General features: G+C 45.1%; 15 protein-coding genes and 1 other annotated feature. Of the genes, 6 read left to right on the forward strand and 9 right to left on the reverse strand.

Translation table 11 applies throughout. The features are described 5' to 3' along the window. Positions 1–18 precede the first annotated feature (18 nt). Positions 19–2,046 carry a penicillin-binding transpeptidase domain-containing protein gene (locus QYB97_RS14070; protein WP_301166639.1) on the reverse strand — a complete coding sequence of 676 codons (2,028 nt, stop codon included), beginning with the start codon at positions 2,044–2,046 and terminating at the stop codon, positions 19–21. Positions 2,047–2,283: 237 nt separating this feature from the next. Between QYB97_RS14070 and QYB97_RS14075 the strand changes: the two genes are divergently transcribed. Then, a complete protein-coding gene (locus tag QYB97_RS14075) occupies positions 2,284–2,427 on the forward strand; it encodes a hypothetical protein (protein ID WP_301166640.1) in 144 nt (47 codons plus the stop codon). 49 nt (positions 2,428–2,476) lie between these two features. Here QYB97_RS14075 and QYB97_RS14080 read toward each other — a convergent pair whose 3' ends face one another. The 4 genes from QYB97_RS14080 to QYB97_RS14095 are packed head-to-tail and all read right to left on the reverse strand — an operon-like array spanning position 2,477 to position 5,615. After that, complete coding sequence (locus QYB97_RS14080; protein ID WP_301166641.1) at positions 2,477–3,373, reverse strand: aldo/keto reductase; 897 nt, start codon at positions 3,371–3,373, stop codon at positions 2,477–2,479. Positions 3,374–3,416: 43 nt separating this feature from the next. Then, positions 3,417–4,028, reverse strand: coding sequence for a flavin reductase family protein (locus QYB97_RS14085; protein WP_301166642.1), 612 nt, complete (start codon positions 4,026–4,028; stop codon positions 3,417–3,419). Positions 4,029–4,056: 28 nt separating this feature from the next. Then, positions 4,057–4,665: an alpha/beta hydrolase gene (locus QYB97_RS14090; RefSeq protein ID WP_301166643.1), complete on the reverse strand. Its 609-nt coding sequence runs from the start codon at positions 4,663–4,665 to the stop codon at positions 4,057–4,059. Then, on the reverse strand, positions 4,665–5,615 hold the full coding sequence (locus tag QYB97_RS14095) for a ring-cleaving dioxygenase (RefSeq protein ID WP_301166644.1): 951 nt from the start codon (positions 5,613–5,615) through the stop codon (positions 4,665–4,667). Before QYB97_RS14095 ends, QYB97_RS14090 begins: the two co-directional genes overlap by 1 nt. A 289-nt stretch (positions 5,616–5,904) precedes the next feature. Between QYB97_RS14095 and QYB97_RS14100 the strand changes: the two genes are divergently transcribed. From QYB97_RS14100 to QYB97_RS14110, 3 genes are all read left to right on the forward strand, one after another. Continuing rightward, positions 5,905–7,371 (forward strand): NAD(P)/FAD-dependent oxidoreductase, encoded by a 1,467-nt coding sequence (locus QYB97_RS14100; protein WP_301166645.1) that lies wholly within the window; start codon positions 5,905–5,907, stop codon positions 7,369–7,371. A 104-nt stretch (positions 7,372–7,475) separates the two neighbouring features. Continuing rightward, the gene (locus tag QYB97_RS14105) at positions 7,476–8,150 is read left to right on the forward strand and encodes an SOS response-associated peptidase (RefSeq protein ID WP_301166646.1); all 675 of its coding nucleotides are present in this window, start codon (positions 7,476–7,478) and stop codon (positions 8,148–8,150) included. Between the two features lie 36 nt (positions 8,151–8,186). Further along, positions 8,187–8,434, forward strand: a binding site (T-box leader). A 44-nt stretch (positions 8,435–8,478) separates the two neighbouring features. Further along, positions 8,479–9,480: a tryptophan--tRNA ligase gene (locus QYB97_RS14110; protein WP_301166647.1), complete on the forward strand. Its 1,002-nt coding sequence runs from the start codon at positions 8,479–8,481 to the stop codon at positions 9,478–9,480. Positions 9,481–9,518: 38 nt separating this feature from the next. Here QYB97_RS14110 and QYB97_RS14115 read toward each other — a convergent pair whose 3' ends face one another. Beyond that, complete coding sequence (locus QYB97_RS14115) at positions 9,519–10,139, reverse strand: DedA family protein (RefSeq protein ID WP_301166648.1); 621 nt, start codon at positions 10,137–10,139, stop codon at positions 9,519–9,521. A gap of 184 nt (positions 10,140–10,323) precedes the next feature. On the opposite strand from QYB97_RS14115, the gene spoVB reads away from it, so the two are divergent. Then, on the forward strand, positions 10,324–11,856 hold the full coding sequence (gene spoVB / locus QYB97_RS14120) for a stage V sporulation protein B (protein WP_301166649.1): 1,533 nt from the start codon (positions 10,324–10,326) through the stop codon (positions 11,854–11,856). Between the two features lie 184 nt (positions 11,857–12,040). Here spoVB and QYB97_RS14125 read toward each other — a convergent pair whose 3' ends face one another. From QYB97_RS14125 to QYB97_RS14135, 3 genes are all read right to left on the reverse strand, one after another. Next, complete coding sequence (locus QYB97_RS14125) at positions 12,041–12,643, reverse strand: DedA family protein (protein ID WP_301166650.1); 603 nt, start codon at positions 12,641–12,643, stop codon at positions 12,041–12,043. 26 nt (positions 12,644–12,669) lie between these two features. Next, positions 12,670–13,491 carry a pyrroline-5-carboxylate reductase gene (proC, locus tag QYB97_RS14130; RefSeq protein WP_301166651.1) on the reverse strand — a complete coding sequence of 274 codons (822 nt, stop codon included), beginning with the start codon at positions 13,489–13,491 and terminating at the stop codon, positions 12,670–12,672. A gap of 80 nt (positions 13,492–13,571) precedes the next feature. Beyond that, a complete protein-coding gene (locus tag QYB97_RS14135) occupies positions 13,572–14,630 on the reverse strand; it encodes a M42 family metallopeptidase (RefSeq protein WP_301166652.1) in 1,059 nt (352 codons plus the stop codon). 123 nt (positions 14,631–14,753) lie between these two features. On the opposite strand from QYB97_RS14135, the gene QYB97_RS14140 reads away from it, so the two are divergent. Beyond that, positions 14,754–15,254 (forward strand): peroxiredoxin family protein, encoded by a 501-nt coding sequence (locus tag QYB97_RS14140; protein WP_301166653.1) that lies wholly within the window; start codon positions 14,754–14,756, stop codon positions 15,252–15,254. Positions 15,255–15,260: the final 6 nt, after the last annotated feature.

The following is a 15,260-nucleotide window of genomic DNA, read 5'->3' on the forward strand; positions in this document are numbered from 1 at the left end:
GGCTGGAAAAACCTCTTCTTAACGAAGAGGCTTTTCTTTCATATACGATTTAAATGTATTTTTCACTTTCGGCACGACGTAGTGGCTGCCGCCTTTTTCCTGAACTCCCTCGATCATCATGGAGATCAAAAGACTTGGATCTTTTTGATTAAATGCCACGAAGTAGCCATTTTCCTTACCTTTTTCACCTATCTTGGACTTCAGTTCCGCAGTGCCTGTCTTACCTGCAAGAGCAATATTTTTCAAAGGAGGCTTATATCCGGTTCCTCTTTTGTCCTCCACAACCTTCACAAGATCACTGCGGATCCGGGAAGCTGTTTCAGGCGAAATCACATTTTTCTTCCAGACTTTTTGTTCAGGCTTGTCTTCCTTCTCCAATTTTGGAGCAATCAGGTTGCCATTGTTGATAAACGGTGTATAGGAGAGTCCAAGGTGCAGGATATTCATTTCCACTCTGCCCTGCCCGTAACCTGTATCGGCAAGCATGCCTTCTGAATTGATATCATCCTTTGTCAGAGAAGAATTTTCAAAGTCCAGTTCAAATGGTATATCTTCATTGAACCCAAACTTTTCTGCTCCTTTTACCATATCGTCTTTGCCAATGGCCAGTGCGGTTTGAGCAAAATAAATGTTATCAGAGTACATCAGTGCCTTCTCCAGATTGACTGACGGCACTGTCGCCACTCGGGTTACAAATTTCTTGTCCCAGCCCTTTTTCTGCCACTTTTTGCCCGATATCTGAACTTCCTTATTTGGATCCAGTTTGTTTGTTTCCAAACCGATGGACGCTGTAATCGGCTTGAAGGTTGATCCGGGTGCGTAAGTATAAGCGAAACGGTTCAGCATCGGCTGCTTTGGATCTTTTTCCAGGCTTTGATATTTGGAAGAGGAAATGCCCAGTACAAAATCATTCGGGTCGAACCCCGGGCTGTTAACAAGCGCCAATACTTCGCCGGTTTTTGGATTGATTGCAGAAGCGGTGCCAACATCCTTCTTCATTTGCTTGTACAGATCAGACTGTAAATACATATCAATGTTCAAGGTCACTGATTTTCCGTCTACTGCTTCTTTTTCAGCCACTTTCCTTTTTTCGCTTTCGGCCGAATCCACAATACGGATAACACCGCCGTTTGTTCCGCGGAGCTGTTTCTCATAAAACTTTTCAAGCCCTCTTCTTCCGATAACGTCGGTAGATTCATAGCCTTGAGATTGGAGTTTCTTAAGTTCATCAGCTTTAATTGGCTGAACGAACCCCGTAAGATGCGACGCGGCTTCCTTATACGGATAAACCCTTGTCTCGATCGACTGGGTGGAAACCCCTTTAATCTTTTCCGCCTTTTTCAGACGGGGATCATCTTCGGCGACGGTTTTAACAGGAACAAAGAAGCCAGGCTGCACCCATGAAGCATTCAGTGCATTATCAATGGTTTTCTTGTCAATGCCAAGCACCTTTGCCAGTTCTTTTTTACTGGCATCTTTATTCTCGGGAAGGTCCTGCGGAACAATCCCGACCTGATAAGCCATCCCGTTAACCGCTAGCCCATTGCCATTGCGGTCGAGTATCTCTCCGCGCTTTGCTTTGTTAGTCTGGACTCTGACCTTATCACCCTTATCCATTCCCGGGAAGATCTGTGAGTAGTCCCAATTCATGTACCAATTCTTCTTGTCGTTCTTTTCCTGTTCCTTCATTTTTATCTTGTGCTTATAGTTTACAGGGCCAGCCACTGTATCCATTTTCACATTGTATGTATACGTAATGTTTCCATTTTTATCAGGTTCCGGCTCTTCCTTAGGAATTACGGGCTTGATGGATAGGTTTTGAGCGTTGATTCCGCCGTAAATCGCGGAGTATTTTTTTACAAAGTCATCCTTACTGATCGATTTCTTGCTGCTGTCCGACAGCATGCCGTACATCTTATCAAAGTTCATAGATTGCCAGTTTTTCATATATTCTTTAATTCGGGGCTCGGGATTTGGACTGTCGGAACACCCGGCAATCACCATGAGCAGCAACGCGATCAACAATATACCTAATTTTTGTTTCACTTCCACTTTCCCTCCTGGCTTTTCACTCTCTTTTTCTATTTTAATCCATTTAAAAAGATAATCGTAGCAATAACCCTTTTTTTCTCATTTCGTTCTTCACTATGCTACCACAATTTCGTTAAAAATCTGTTGTTTCTGTCCAATAAAGGGTTAAAAATATGTCTTTACGGGAAATTTCAAAGTAATACATTCTACGAATTTTTAAAAAAATCCCTTACAAAAAAGAGGTGCATTTTCATGAACAGCGGAAATTGGTATGTTAATAAACGTTCGATTTACAAGACATGGAAGGAAAAACTGGATAGGGAAATGACCTTTCAGCAGTCCCTGATTTATGGGATCCCCTCCATTATTATGATCGGATTTATTTTCCTGAAATAAAGCAAGCCTTCATCTCCAAATGCGGGATGAAGGCTTGTTTTTTGTTTTCTTATACTTGGCCCACCCAGTTTTTCTGAGATTGCCTTTGCCATTCATTGCGGATGGCTTCATACTCATCTTTCGGTAACGCTCCTTTAGCAAGCAGCTCGGCGTTCTGCTTCCACCGCTCCGGATTCTGCGTTCCAACAATTGCCGTATGAACACCCGGAGTACTTAATGTAAAACGGAGAGCCCGTTCTACTGATTCTGTCAGTTCTTTATCCAAAAAATCGTATTGCAGCTGCTGCAGCCGCTCCCAATATTCCTGAATGTATTCATTGTCCGGCTTTTCCCCTGTTTTCCAGGCGACATTCGCAATCGGGCGCTTCGCAATCACACCCATTCCCCGCTGCTGTGCTTGGGGAAGAGTCAGTTCAATGGCTTCCTGATCGGCAATATTCAGCGAGGTTTCAAACACATCAAAGGCATTGGTTTGAATAGCAAACAAAGCATCTTCACTATCTCCGCTGTAGCCGATATAACGGGTTTTCCCTTGTTCCTTCGCCCGTTCAAGAACCTCGATGACATCTCCCTGCTTCAACAGATCCTTTGAGCAGCTGTGTAAAAGAACAACGTCGAGCCGGTCGGTGTTCAGCCGCTTCAGGCTGCGGTCAATGCTTTCTGAAAGCATCTGCGGATCCCAATCAGGCGCATTAAATCCTGAGGCATGGCCGCACTTGGTGATCAGGTAGAAGTCGTTCCTTCTGTGAGACATCGTCTTGCCAATCAATTCCTCGCTATTGCCATAGCATTCTGCGGTATCGATAAAATTCAGCCCTGCATCAAGCGCACTGCCGAGCAGCCGGTCCACCGTTTCTGCAGTAGCACCGGAATATCCGATTTCCGCCCCGCCAAATCCCAATACTGAAACTTCCATGTCCGTTTTTCCAAAAGCTCTTCTTTCCATTAAAGATCCCTCCTGAAAAAATATGCGGCATACGATTCAGCTGCTATTTCGGCCGTTCTAATGTAAATACATCACCAAGCCTGGAATAATTGTTGCCAGCCAGACGGCTCACCGGTTTCAACCCGGCAGCGTCGATCCGTCCCTCATGATAGAGATCCTCTTTAATATGATAATGGACCACACGCCCGATCAGCAGATCGCATGACGGATTCTCATCGTTTCCGCCAAGGGGGATGGATTGGTCGAGCACACATTCAAGCCGGATACTTGCTTCCTGCAGACCTGGAACGCCGACAGACGTACTTTCCACAGGAGTGAGGGTAGCAAGCTCCACCTCGCTTTCATCGGGCGGAAGGCTTGCGGCTGTCTTATTGATGGCTTCCACATAGCTTTCATCGGAAATATGAACCACAAATTCTCCAGCCTCCATCGCATTCCTGGCGGTGTCCTTGGGTTTCCCGTTTGAGCGCTGGACAGATACAGAGATGAGCGGCGGTGATGAACTGACAATATTGAAATAGCTGAAAGGCGCCGCATTCAATATACCCTCTTTTGTTAAGGAAGTAACAAAAGCTACAGGCCTCGGGATCACACTTCCTGTCAGAAACTTATAATTTTCCCGGTCAGATAATTGTGATGGATCAATGGATTTCATGAATGTTCTCCTTCCTCTGGATCAACATTTACAAAAAATATTTTTGAAACCAGGCACTGGCCCGCTCTGCTTCTGGCTGTGTAAGCTGATGGCCGAAATTTTCCCAATGTGTTTCCACTTCGGCTCCAGCCTCTTTCAAAAGGTGTTCGAGCTCTTCGGTTTCCTGCGGCGGACAAATCGGGTCATTCTTTCCGGCGCCGATAAACACGTTTACACCCTGTAAAACCGGAAGCTGAATTCCTCTTAGCGGAACCATCGGATGATGGAGAGCTGCTCCGCGCAAACTTCCTTCATAATGAAACAATAAACTGCCCGCAATGTTGGCGCCGTTGGAGTAGCCGACTGCCACCACGTTTTGGCGGTCAAATTCATATTTGTCTGCAGCCGCATCTAAAAAGGCGTGCAGTTCTTTTGTACGGAACTTTAAATCTTCTTCGTCAAAAACGCCTTCCGCCAATCGTTTGAAAAAGCGGGGCATGCCATTTTCCAGCACACTTCCCCTTACACTTAAGATGGATGACTGTGGTGAAATGAGGGAACCAAGAGGAACGAGGTCCTCCTCGTTTCCTCCTGTTCCATGTAGCAAAAGCAAAACTGGAGCATCTGTACTGGTTCCTTTTTTAAAAATATGCTTCATTATGATTGGTCCTCCTTTAGTACACGGGCATCAGCAGGCAGCAATACCGATTCGATTTTTTCACGTTCAGGTTCAAGCCAAGGCGGGAGTAGAAGGTTTTTCCCCATAACGTCCTTTGGCTCATCGCGCGCAAACCCGGGAGGATCAGTCGCAATTTCAAAAAGAATGCCGCCTGATTCCCTGAAATACACCGCATTGAAATATTGCCTGTCAATGACAGGGGTGACTTCATAACCGTTGTTCCCCACATGGCTTCTCCATTGCTCATGGTCTTCGTAATCTGATGCACGCCAGGCAATGTGATGCACTGTACCTGTACCCATCATGCCTCTTGGCTGTGCGGTTGTTTTCACATCAATGATATTTCCCAAATCCGAAGCTGTTCTAAACCGGACATACTCTCCTTCTTCTCCTACTTTTTCCATACCCATCACGTCTGCCAGCAAGTTCATTGTTTTATGAGGAGCACCGGAAAGTAACACAGCGCCTCCAAATCCTTTAATAGCCACATCAGCTGATACACCGCCAAATGACCATTCACTGTTCTTGCCTTCGCTGCGGCTTACCAATTCAAGATGAAGTCCGTGCGGATCATCAAACGTCAGGTATTGTTCACCAAAACGCTCTGTTTTTTCAAACGATACATTTAATGTGTTTAAACGATTCTCCCAAAAATCAAGTGAACCCTCCGGCACGACAAAAGAAGTGACTCCGACTTGCCCTGCACCTGTTCTTCCGCTGTAGGCTCCTGGCCATGGAAAGAAGGTCATGATGGTTCCTGGTGATCCCTCTTCATTTCCGAAATAAAGGTGATATGTGCCCGGGTCATCAAAGTTAACAGTTTTCTTCACGAGTCGTAAACCAAGCACTCCTGCGTAAAAATCAACGTTCTCCTGTGGATTCCCCACAATAGCCGTAATATGATGAATTCCGCTTGTTTTTTTTTCCAATTTTCTCGCTCCCTTCAAGAATCGACTTACTTTATGTAAGTATTGTAACAAATGTAACTTACTAAAGTCAAGCGTTCCTCTTACCGCTTGCTGGTATTTAAACAAGAAAAATTTTAATGATAGCTTCCTCGGTACAATTGATGAACAAAAAAGGTAATAACTCCATATAAAAGAGCAAAAACCGAACATTAAATATTAATTTTTACTAAAAGTTCGAAAATATATTGTTTTTATTTTCAGATTTTGCTATAGTTACTAAGGTTGAGACAACATGTCTGGAGGTTTTTTAATGAATAACACGTATGATGTGATCGTTGTTGGCGCAGGACCGGCTGGAATATTTGCCTGCTATGAATTGACACGCAAAATGCCGCATGCCAACATTTTATTGGTTGATAAAGGACATGATATCTACTCAAGAAACTGCCCGATCTTGCAGAAGAAAATTCAAAAATGCCCACCTGCTGCCGGAAGGAAAGAATTTGCCGGATGTCTTCCTGCCTGTTCCATTACGAACGGCTTTGGAGGAGCGGGGGCATATTCCGATGGGAAATTTAACATAACAAGTGAATTCGGCGGCTGGATGACAGATTACCTGCCGGAAGAAACTGTTGTTGATCTTATTAAATATGTAGACAGCATTAACCTTGAACACGGTGCGACAGATACCATTACTGACCCATTGACAGATGAAGTGAAGGATATCGAACGGCGCGCGTATGCTGCCGGTCTGAAGCTTCTTCGTGCACAGGTCCGCCACCTGGGAACAGAACAAAACCTGGAGATTCTGACCAGCATCTATGAGTATCTGAAACAGAAGATCAGCATGCGCTATAAAGCTGAAGTATTGGATCTTGTTACGGAAAAAATTGATGGAACCCACAGGGCTGTTGGTGTGGAATTGAAGGACGGCACGATATTGAACGCAGATAAAATTGTGATAGTCCCCGGCCGTGACGGGTCATCCTGGCTGACGAAAATCCTGAAAAAACGCCGTTTAAAAATGGCTGCCAATCAGGTCGACATCGGCGTTCGCGTCGAAACTTCCAACGTGGTGATGGAAGAAATCAACACACACTTATACGAAGGTAAATTTGTATTCAATACATCTGTAGGCACACGCGTCCGTACGTTCTGCAGCAACCCTTCCGGCCATGTGGTGGTTGAAAACCACTCCGGAATTATGCTTGCCAATGGTCATGCCTACAAGGATCCGGCCCTTGGGAGCCCCAATACGAACTTTGCCCTTCTCGTCTCCCATAAGTTTGATGATCCGTTTGATGAGCCGACTGAATATGCCCACGAGGTTTCAAAGCTGGCCAACCAGTTATCTTCCGGCGGACTCGTTGTCCAAAAATATGGAGATATCAAGAAAGGCCGCCGGTCCACAGAAAAGCGCCTGAAAGAAGGATTTCTTAATCCGACATTAAAAGAAGCAGTGCCTGGTGATCTCGGACTTGTCCTTCCATACAATACAATGAAAAGCCTGATTGAGATGACAGAAGCACTGAACGAAGTTACACCTGGTATTGCCTCAGAACATACCTTATTTTATGGAGTGGAAGCCAAATTTTATTCTGCACGTCCAAAACTCAATGACCGGTTTGAATCTGAGATTTCCGGTCTGTATGTGGGCGGAGACGGAGCTGGCATTACACGGGGACTTGCCCAGGCGAGCGCCTGCGGTGTCTGGATTGCCCGTGACATTACTGAAAAGCTGGAAACAAAAGAAAAAGAGCTTGTGGTGGTTGGCTAATCATTGTTTAAAGGACCCGTGAATCTTCATGGGTCTTTTTGTTTTTGTTAAAAACGCATGGATACGCTAAACTGGAAGTACCACAAAAAAAGGAGCTGTTTCTTATGTGCGGCAGATATTCGTTATATGCCGATATGGATTTTATTCAGGAAGAGTTTGATGTTACCATTCCAGGCACATTGCCTAAACGTTTCAACATTGCACCTTCTCAGGATGTTCTTGTGGTTACCGCAGACGGCGGAGTCCGAAAAGCTCAAATGTTCCGCTGGGGATTGATCCCCTTCTGGGCAAAAGACCCCAAAATCGGTTATAAAATGATCAATGCACGGGCAGAAACAGTCGACGAAAAATCATCTTTCAGGGGTCCGTTAAAAACGAAGCGCTGCCTCGTGATTGCAGATGGGTTTTATGAGTGGAAGCGTGAAGACAAGTTAAAGCAGCCGTTTCATATCCGGCTGAAAAGCGGCAGGCCGTTTGCGTTTGCCGGTCTATGGGACCAATGGGACAACAATGGAGAAATCATCACGTCCTGTACACATATTACCACCAGGCCAAATAAGATGATGGAAAGCATTCATGACCGCATGCCGGTGATTTTGTCCCAGGAAGCTCAAAACAGCTGGCTGGATGCCTCTATTGAGGATACCGAGTATTTAAAATCGCTGCTTGTTCCTTATGAGAGCGAACAAATGGAAGCTTTTGAAGTCTCTCCTGTTGTCAATTCACCCAGAAATGATGTGGCAGACTGCATCGTCCCTTTGTCCAATATTACATCTTGATTTTTCCAGTTCCATAATATAACATAAGTACAATTATATTTTGCGTAGAAGAAGAAGAGTAAATATCACGTTGCACTTCAGAGAACTGGCGGGCGGTGCGAGCCAGTGTGGAAATGATATTGAATGGGCTTCTGAGCTTCAAACCGAAACCTCTCGGGAGTAGGCTTTGACGGAAGGGTCTCGCCGTTATAAGGAGGCAGGTATTCGGATTTGGATACTTTTTGAGCGGACTGCGTTTGGAGCGGTTCAATTAAGGTGGCACCACGGGGTAACTCGTCCTTTTACAGGGACGGGTTACCCCTTTTTTAATGAAACAGGAGGAGAAAAGATGGAAAAGAAAGTCGTTTTGACAGGCATTAAAGCAACCGGCCGGCCGCATGTCGGCAATTACATCGGCGCAATAAAGCCAGCCTTGCAGCTGGCTGGGGAAACTGGATATTCGCCTTATTATTTTATCGCTGACTACCACTCACTGACTACCGTTCAGGATGCCGGACAGTTTAAAGATTATGTATATGGGATTGCTGCCAGCTGGCTTGCTCTAGGTCTGGATCCCGAAAAAACCACGTTTTACAGGCAGGCGGATGTGCCTGAAATTATGGAACTCTCCTGGATTCTGTCCTGTCTTACACCCAAAGGACTAATGAATCGCGCCCATGCTTATAAAGGTGCCGTAGATCAGAATTTACAGAACAACCTTGATCAGGATGCCGGAATCAACATCGGAGTTTACTCTTATCCCATTTTAATGGCGTCCGATATTTTGTTGTTTCAGTCGGATATCGTTCCCGTGGGAAAAGATCAAATTCAGCATGTGGAAATAGCAAGGGACATCGCGGCCCACTTTAACCGTGTTTTTGGTGAAACCTTCCCCCTTCCCCAATACAAGGTGGATACAGCAACAGCAGTGGTACCTGGACTTGATGGCAGGAAGATGAGCAAAAGCTATAATAATACGATCCCTCTCTTTTGTGAGGAAAAAGAATTGAAGAAATTAATCAAACGGATCGTCACCGATTCCACTCCGCCGCAGGAACCAAAAGACCCGGATCGATCTTCTCTCTTCTTAATCTATCGGGAATTTGCTTCTGAAAATGAAGTGGCGCAGATGCGGAACAGCTATCAATCGGGAATCGGATGGGGAGAAGTGAAACAGGAGCTTTTCCAGGTCATGAACAAGCATTTGGAGCAGCCCAGACATCGCTATAAAGAGCTCATGGACACTCCTCGGGAAATTGATGAAATCCTTCGTTATGGAGCGGAAAAAGCACGGCACAAAGCACGGCCTTTTCTTAAAGAAATCAAAGAAAAAATCGGCTATTCAGGGTAAAAAAACAGGAAACACTGTGCACAGTGTTTCCTGTTTTTTTACCATTTGGAAATGTCATATCTCTCTGACTTTCTTCCCCTTGTTTTGAATGAATAATAGGTTATGCCAGCCACAATGATTAAAAGGGCCAATCCGCCAAAGCTTGCTTTATGTACGAATGACGTAACCAGGTACCACTTTGAGCCTACAATTCTTCCAATCACGATAAACAGCAGACTCCAGATGAATGCACCGATGTAAGCATACAACGCAAAGGCCCGGTAGGAAAGCGAAGACATTCCGGCAAAATAGGCGGTCAGATGCCTGATCCCCGGGATAAAGTAGCCGAACATAATCAACGGCTTTCCGAATCGCTGAAAATAGGTTTGAGACGTATGAATTCGCTGTTTCGTTAAATGCAGCTTCGGTCCGTATTTAAGAAGCAGAGGCAGACCGAAACTTCTGCCCAGCCAGTAATTAATCGTTATGCCTGTTGCCGAGCCCAAAAAGGCGGCGAGCAGCGTAAGTGTAAAAGAAACCTCCCCGGTATACACAATATAGCCGGCAAAGGTGAGCAGGAATTCATCGGGTATGGGCAGCCCGACAACTCCAAGGGCAAGAAGAAAAAACAATGCAAAGTATCCGTAATGATGAAACACGTTTTGCAAAATGATTTCCATACAACACCAACTAGTTTAGGATATAACTTTATTTTACCGAAAATATACAATTTTGTATCGTTTTTTTACAATTTTTTAATTTTTCTGTTGAAATGTGTCTGGAAATTCGACAATTAAGGGTCTTCTTTTTTTCATCCCCTCTCATATAAATGATAAAGAAATGAATAGGACAAAGGGTGAAGTCATGGGCACATTTTTAAAAGGAACACTTATCTTATCATTGGCAATGCTCTATACCAAGGTTGTTGAATTTGTTGTCAGCATTCTTCTTGCACGGTCACTCGGCAGTGAGGGCATGGGTTTTTACATGATGGCGCTTCCTGTCATTGGCTTGCTGATCACAATTGCTGCCCTTGAATTTCCTACCGCTCTCTCAAAAGTACTGGCCGAGGAAGAGGCTCATCAGAATGACAGAGCCAGAATGCAAATTGTAAAAGTATCGTTTTTCGTTATCATGGGTCTCAGCCTGCTTCTTGTGGCTGTAAGTGCCGTCATTACCCTGCTTTTGTTAAAGTGGAAAAACATCGATATCCGGCTGGGATATCCGCTGCTGGCTTTGATTCCGGTTGTTCCCGTGATTGGGACCAGCTCCATTCTGAAGGGATACTTCAGCGGCCTTCAGAAAATGAAACCCATCGCCATAGCTCAGCTCCTGGAAAAAACGGCTCACTTGAGTTTTATTTTTTATGTGCTTCAATACATGAAGGATTTGCCCCTGGAATACCGGGTGGTTGCAGCCGTGCTTGGCCTTGGGGCCGGAGAACTGGTCTCCCTGTTTTTCTTTTCAGCTTCCTTTTTGCTCGGGGAGCGAACGTCAGGAAAAACAGCAGCCGATAAAGCAGCTCCGGTATCCAGCAGAAGTATATTAAAAAAATTATTCCAGGTCAGCCTGCCGACCACCGGTGTTCGAATTCTGAATGCACTCACTGCCGCCGTAAACCCGATATTGATCACCCAAAGTTTACTCTTTGCCGGCATTACCGCCTCCGTCGCCACCAAGCAATACGGAATGCTTACGGCTTTTGCCATGACCATTGGGTATTTCCCCGGTTTTATCGGGTATTCACTGTATGTTTCGCTCGTGCCTTCCATTTCGGAAGCACGTTCCAAACAGGACGATCAAGCCTTGCATCAACGGATTCACCAGGCCTTTCATATTACCCTGCTTTATGGAATCCCCTGTTCCATTGTGATGTATTTTTTTGCAGACGAACTGACTGTCCTTTTTTATCATTCACCGCAGGCAGGCCAGTTTCTTATGCTATTGTCTCCCTTTATCCTGTTTCATTATCTGCTTTCGCCGCTTCAGGCTATTTTGTTTGGCCTGGGGCGCGCCAGGGATGTGTTTTCACAAACGATCTGGGTTAATATCCTTTCTATCCTGCTCATCGTTTCGTTTGCTTCCCAATCAACCTTCGGAATACATGGCGTCATTATTGCAGTCAATTTCAGCGGTGTGCTTCTTTCCATTTTGCATTATCACACCATTGTTGAAGAGGTTCGATTCAAGCCGAAGCTTATGGACTATTTCATTTTTTTGGCTTCGGGAGCATTCACCATCGGGTTATGCGAATTAATGCACAAAACCCATTATGAGGACCATATATCAATCATCATTGTACTGGCGGTTGTGTTTGCTGTTTATTACGGTACCCTTTTCTTTCTCCGTCTGTTTCAGTCCGGTCTTTCCCGGCTATGGGTGAAGCCCAAGTTATAAAATGAAAGAGCTGCACATCCAATCGTTAGATACTGTCTAACAAGAGGAGATACAGCTCTTTTTTATTGGCTTATTTATTCATTATTGCGAAGGCGTGCATCCTCAGCATGATGGGCTGCTATCACTGGCTCAGGGGTGGTCTAAAGTAAAAGGAATACCTCCTCATGCCAACTATGTTCCTTCTTTATCGTTGTCTCCGTTTATACACCACTTTATATATAATCCAGGCAAGCGATCCTGCTGCTACAACTGCCAGCAAGACATATTTCCCGAGGTGATGGAAGTATTGCTCTACGATTCTCCAGTCAGGACCAAGCATTTTCCCGACCATGATGAAGGTGAAGCTCCATATGATACCGCCTGAATAGGCATAAACAGCAAATTTTTTGAAGCTCATGGCGGAAAAGCCAGCCAGATATGCGGAAACATGCCGGATTCCCGGTATAAAATAGCCGAACAGAATCATTACACTGCCATACCTTTGGAAATAAGACTGCGTTTTTGCTATTTTCTCTCCGGGAATACCGATTTTCGGGCCGAATTTTTCAAGAAACGGCAATCCGAGCTTATAGCCGAACAAGTAACTGAGCGAAATGCCTGACATGGCGCCAAGAAACGCAGACAGCAGAGCCAGGGTAAAATGAATATCCCCCTTGAAGACAAGGTAGCCGGAAAACGTCAGCAGCACTTCGTCAGGAACAGGAAGGCCGATTAGGCCAAGGGCCAGCGCCAGGAAAATACCTGCATATTCATAATGCTCAATCCATGCTAAAACGCTGTTGCTCATCAACATCACCTATTTTACCCGCAGGTTTAATCCTCGTTGTTTTCCTGTTTCCCGCCAAGCTCCGCAGCCTTCTCATTCGTCGCCTTTATCGCGTTTTCAATCAATTTTACGAAATCTGCCTGATTTAATATATCCAGTCCTGCTGCTGTCGCTCCGCCGGGAGTGGTAACAGCGTTTCTTAAATCAATGGGAGACACTCCGCTTTGGAGCATTACCGCTGAACCATATATCATTTGGGAGACCAGCTTTCTGGCCTGGGCTTCCGAGATGCCATAGCCCGCCGCAGCATGAATCAGAGCAGAAGCAAACTCATACAAAAACGCAGGCGCACTTCCTGTAACCGCCGTCATCTTATGAATTTGTTCTTCCGTGCAATACTCGGAACTTCCTATGCTGTTTAACAGAAGCTCCAAAAGATGAATCTGATTTTCATTTAAGGTATCAGCATACGTATACAATGAAATGGATTCACCTGCTTCGGCTGCTGTATTGGGCATCACCCACGCCACTGGAGTTCCTGGCGGAAGTGGATTTTCGAGCCTTCTAAGGCCAATGCCTGCCGCAACGGATACCACAAGCTGGCCATCGACCACGGTGGACAGCTTCTCCAGCACAGCTTCATGTGCTTCAGGAGGCATAGCCAGTACAATGACAGAGCTTTCTTTCACTTGATGCAGCCAATCGGTAGTTGTTTCTACGGCATACTTGGAAAACAAATACTGCAGCCTTTCCTTATTGCCCTGATTGGCCGCTATAATCGAAAGGTTTTGCCCTTTCGCTGATTGCAATCCTTTAATCATTGACTCTGCCATGCGGCCAGCGCCAATAAATAAAAATGTAGTATTCATTAAATTCTCCCTTTTAACGGTTTAAAAAATAAAAGGCGTCCTGTAAGAACACCTTTTCTCTCTATTGTAGCTTATTTTTTCTAAAAATCTATTAAGGACTTCATTTTGGATTCGTCCATCTCTTTCAAAAAGGCAACCAGAAGCTTCACGGTGTTTTCAAGATCGCTTTTTGAAACCATGGAAACATGGCTGTGGATATAACGTGAAGCGACACCAATGACAATCGAGGGAACACCCTTTTTAAACAGATGGAATCTACCGGCATCGGTTCCACCTCCAAGCATAACATCCACCTGATAAGGTATATTATTCTTCTCCGCAACATCCATCACCATGTTTCGAAGCGGTACATGCGGAACCATGGAAGAATCAAGGAACGTTATAAGCGGGCCAGCTCCTAGCTTTGCCTTATTGGAATTATCACCTGGTCCATCCTGGGCAATTCCTACGTCCATTGCGATGGCTAGATCAGGCTCAACGGCATAAGGAGCCGTTGCCGCACCTCTGAGGCCAACTTCCTCCTGGACGGTAGCTCCGCAATAAATGCTGTTTGGATGCTCGCTGTCCTTCAGCTGTTTTAACACTTCCAGCGCCAAATAACAGCCTGCCCTATTATCCAGTGCTTTTGCAAGAATGGTGTCATTATCGGGCAACAGTTCAAACGGACAGATTGGCATAATCGGGTCACCTACACGGATTCCCCATTCTTTTACTTGGTCTGCGCTGTTCGCTCCAATATCAATGAACATTTCGCGCATGGGAACGACTTTTTTTCGTTCTTCAGCCGTAAGAATATGCGGCGGTTTGGAGCCTACAACTCCAGTAAAGGTTTTCTTATCCGTAACAATGTGCACGCGCTGGGAAAGAATGACCTGATCCCACCAGCCGCCAAGCGGCACAAATCTCAGGTATCCGTCTTTTGTGACTTCACTGATCATAAATGCGACTTCATCCATATGGCCGGCCAGCATAATTTTCGGACCAGCGGCTGAGCCCTTCTTTTGGCCAAAAATGCTTCCCATATGGTCATATACAAGCGCCGCACCTGTTTTATCAATTTCCCTTTTCATAATGCTGCGGATCGGGTGTTCAAATCCTGGTGCCCCGTTTGTTTCGGTTAATTCTCTTAAAAGATCCATTACCATCACACTCCTATAGTGTATATGATGGTGAAAGTTCCCTTTTTTTATTACAGCAAATTCTGACGTTTAGCATTTTGAGGAGAAGGAATACATAAATCGTAATCAAAAGGAGGAATATACATGACGAAATTCCAGCTTGGAGACCAGGCTCCCGATTTTTCAGCGGTCACCGCTGAAGGAGATACCTTTCAATTTTATGACCACTTAAACCAGGATGACCGCTTTCACCTGCTGATTTTCTTCCGGGGCGAATGGTGCCCGGTGTGCAAGGAACAGCTTCAGGATCTGGAGGAGCATAAGGATATCTTTAGCGAATTAAATACTCATATCGTCTCAATATCCACAGATGAAAAAGAAAATCTGGCAAAGCTGAAAGAAGACAGTTCCCTTTCTTTCCCTGTTTTAAGCGACAAGGACAGAGAGGTAATCAATTCCTATGGCGTGTACTACCATGACGGCGTATACTATGATGATCATGAATCACATGGAGAACCGGCAGCCTTTCTAATTGATCCGCAAAAAAGAATTGTCTATTTAAGCGTACAGACGGGCCCATTTGGCCGGCCGTCTGCCGAGGACCTTCGCAAAACCATTAAATACATTCAAAAAACACTCAAATAAAAAAAG

Origin of the sequence: Fictibacillus fluitans, from assembly GCF_030418125.1 — a bacterium.
Taxonomy (GTDB): domain Bacteria; phylum Bacillota; class Bacilli; order Bacillales; family Fictibacillaceae; genus Fictibacillus_C; species Fictibacillus_C fluitans.

Bases quoted from the DNA above. Each gene is read 5' to 3' on its own strand.
- QYB97_RS14110 (WP_301166647.1), top strand. From the start codon at position 8,479: ATGGAAAAGAAAGTCGTTTTGACAGGCATTAAAGCAACCGGCCGGCCG.
- QYB97_RS14105 (WP_301166646.1), top strand. From the start codon at position 7,476: ATGTGCGGCAGATATTCGTTATATGCCGATATGGATTTTATTCAGGAA.
- QYB97_RS14085 (WP_301166642.1), bottom strand. From the start codon at position 4,028: ATGAAATCCATTGATCCATCACAATTATCTGACCGGGAAAATTATAAG.
- QYB97_RS14125 (WP_301166650.1), bottom strand. From the start codon at position 12,643: ATGAGCAACAGCGTTTTAGCATGGATTGAGCATTATGAATATGCAGGT.
- QYB97_RS14100 (WP_301166645.1), top strand. From the start codon at position 5,905: ATGAATAACACGTATGATGTGATCGTTGTTGGCGCAGGACCGGCTGGA.
- QYB97_RS14090 (WP_301166643.1), bottom strand. From the start codon at position 4,665: ATGAAGCATATTTTTAAAAAAGGAACCAGTACAGATGCTCCAGTTTTG.
- proC (WP_301166651.1), bottom strand. From the start codon at position 13,491: ATGAATACTACATTTTTATTTATTGGCGCTGGCCGCATGGCAGAGTCA.
- QYB97_RS14080 (WP_301166641.1), bottom strand. From the start codon at position 3,373: ATGGAAAGAAGAGCTTTTGGAAAAACGGACATGGAAGTTTCAGTATTG.
- QYB97_RS14135 (WP_301166652.1), bottom strand. From the start codon at position 14,630: ATGGATCTTTTAAGAGAATTAACCGAAACAAACGGGGCACCAGGATTT.
- QYB97_RS14140 (WP_301166653.1), top strand. From the start codon at position 14,754: ATGACGAAATTCCAGCTTGGAGACCAGGCTCCCGATTTTTCAGCGGTC.
- QYB97_RS14075 (WP_301166640.1), top strand. From the start codon at position 2,284: ATGAACAGCGGAAATTGGTATGTTAATAAACGTTCGATTTACAAGACA.
- QYB97_RS14115 (WP_301166648.1), bottom strand. From the start codon at position 10,139: ATGGAAATCATTTTGCAAAACGTGTTTCATCATTACGGATACTTTGCA.
- spoVB (WP_301166649.1), top strand. From the start codon at position 10,324: ATGGGCACATTTTTAAAAGGAACACTTATCTTATCATTGGCAATGCTC.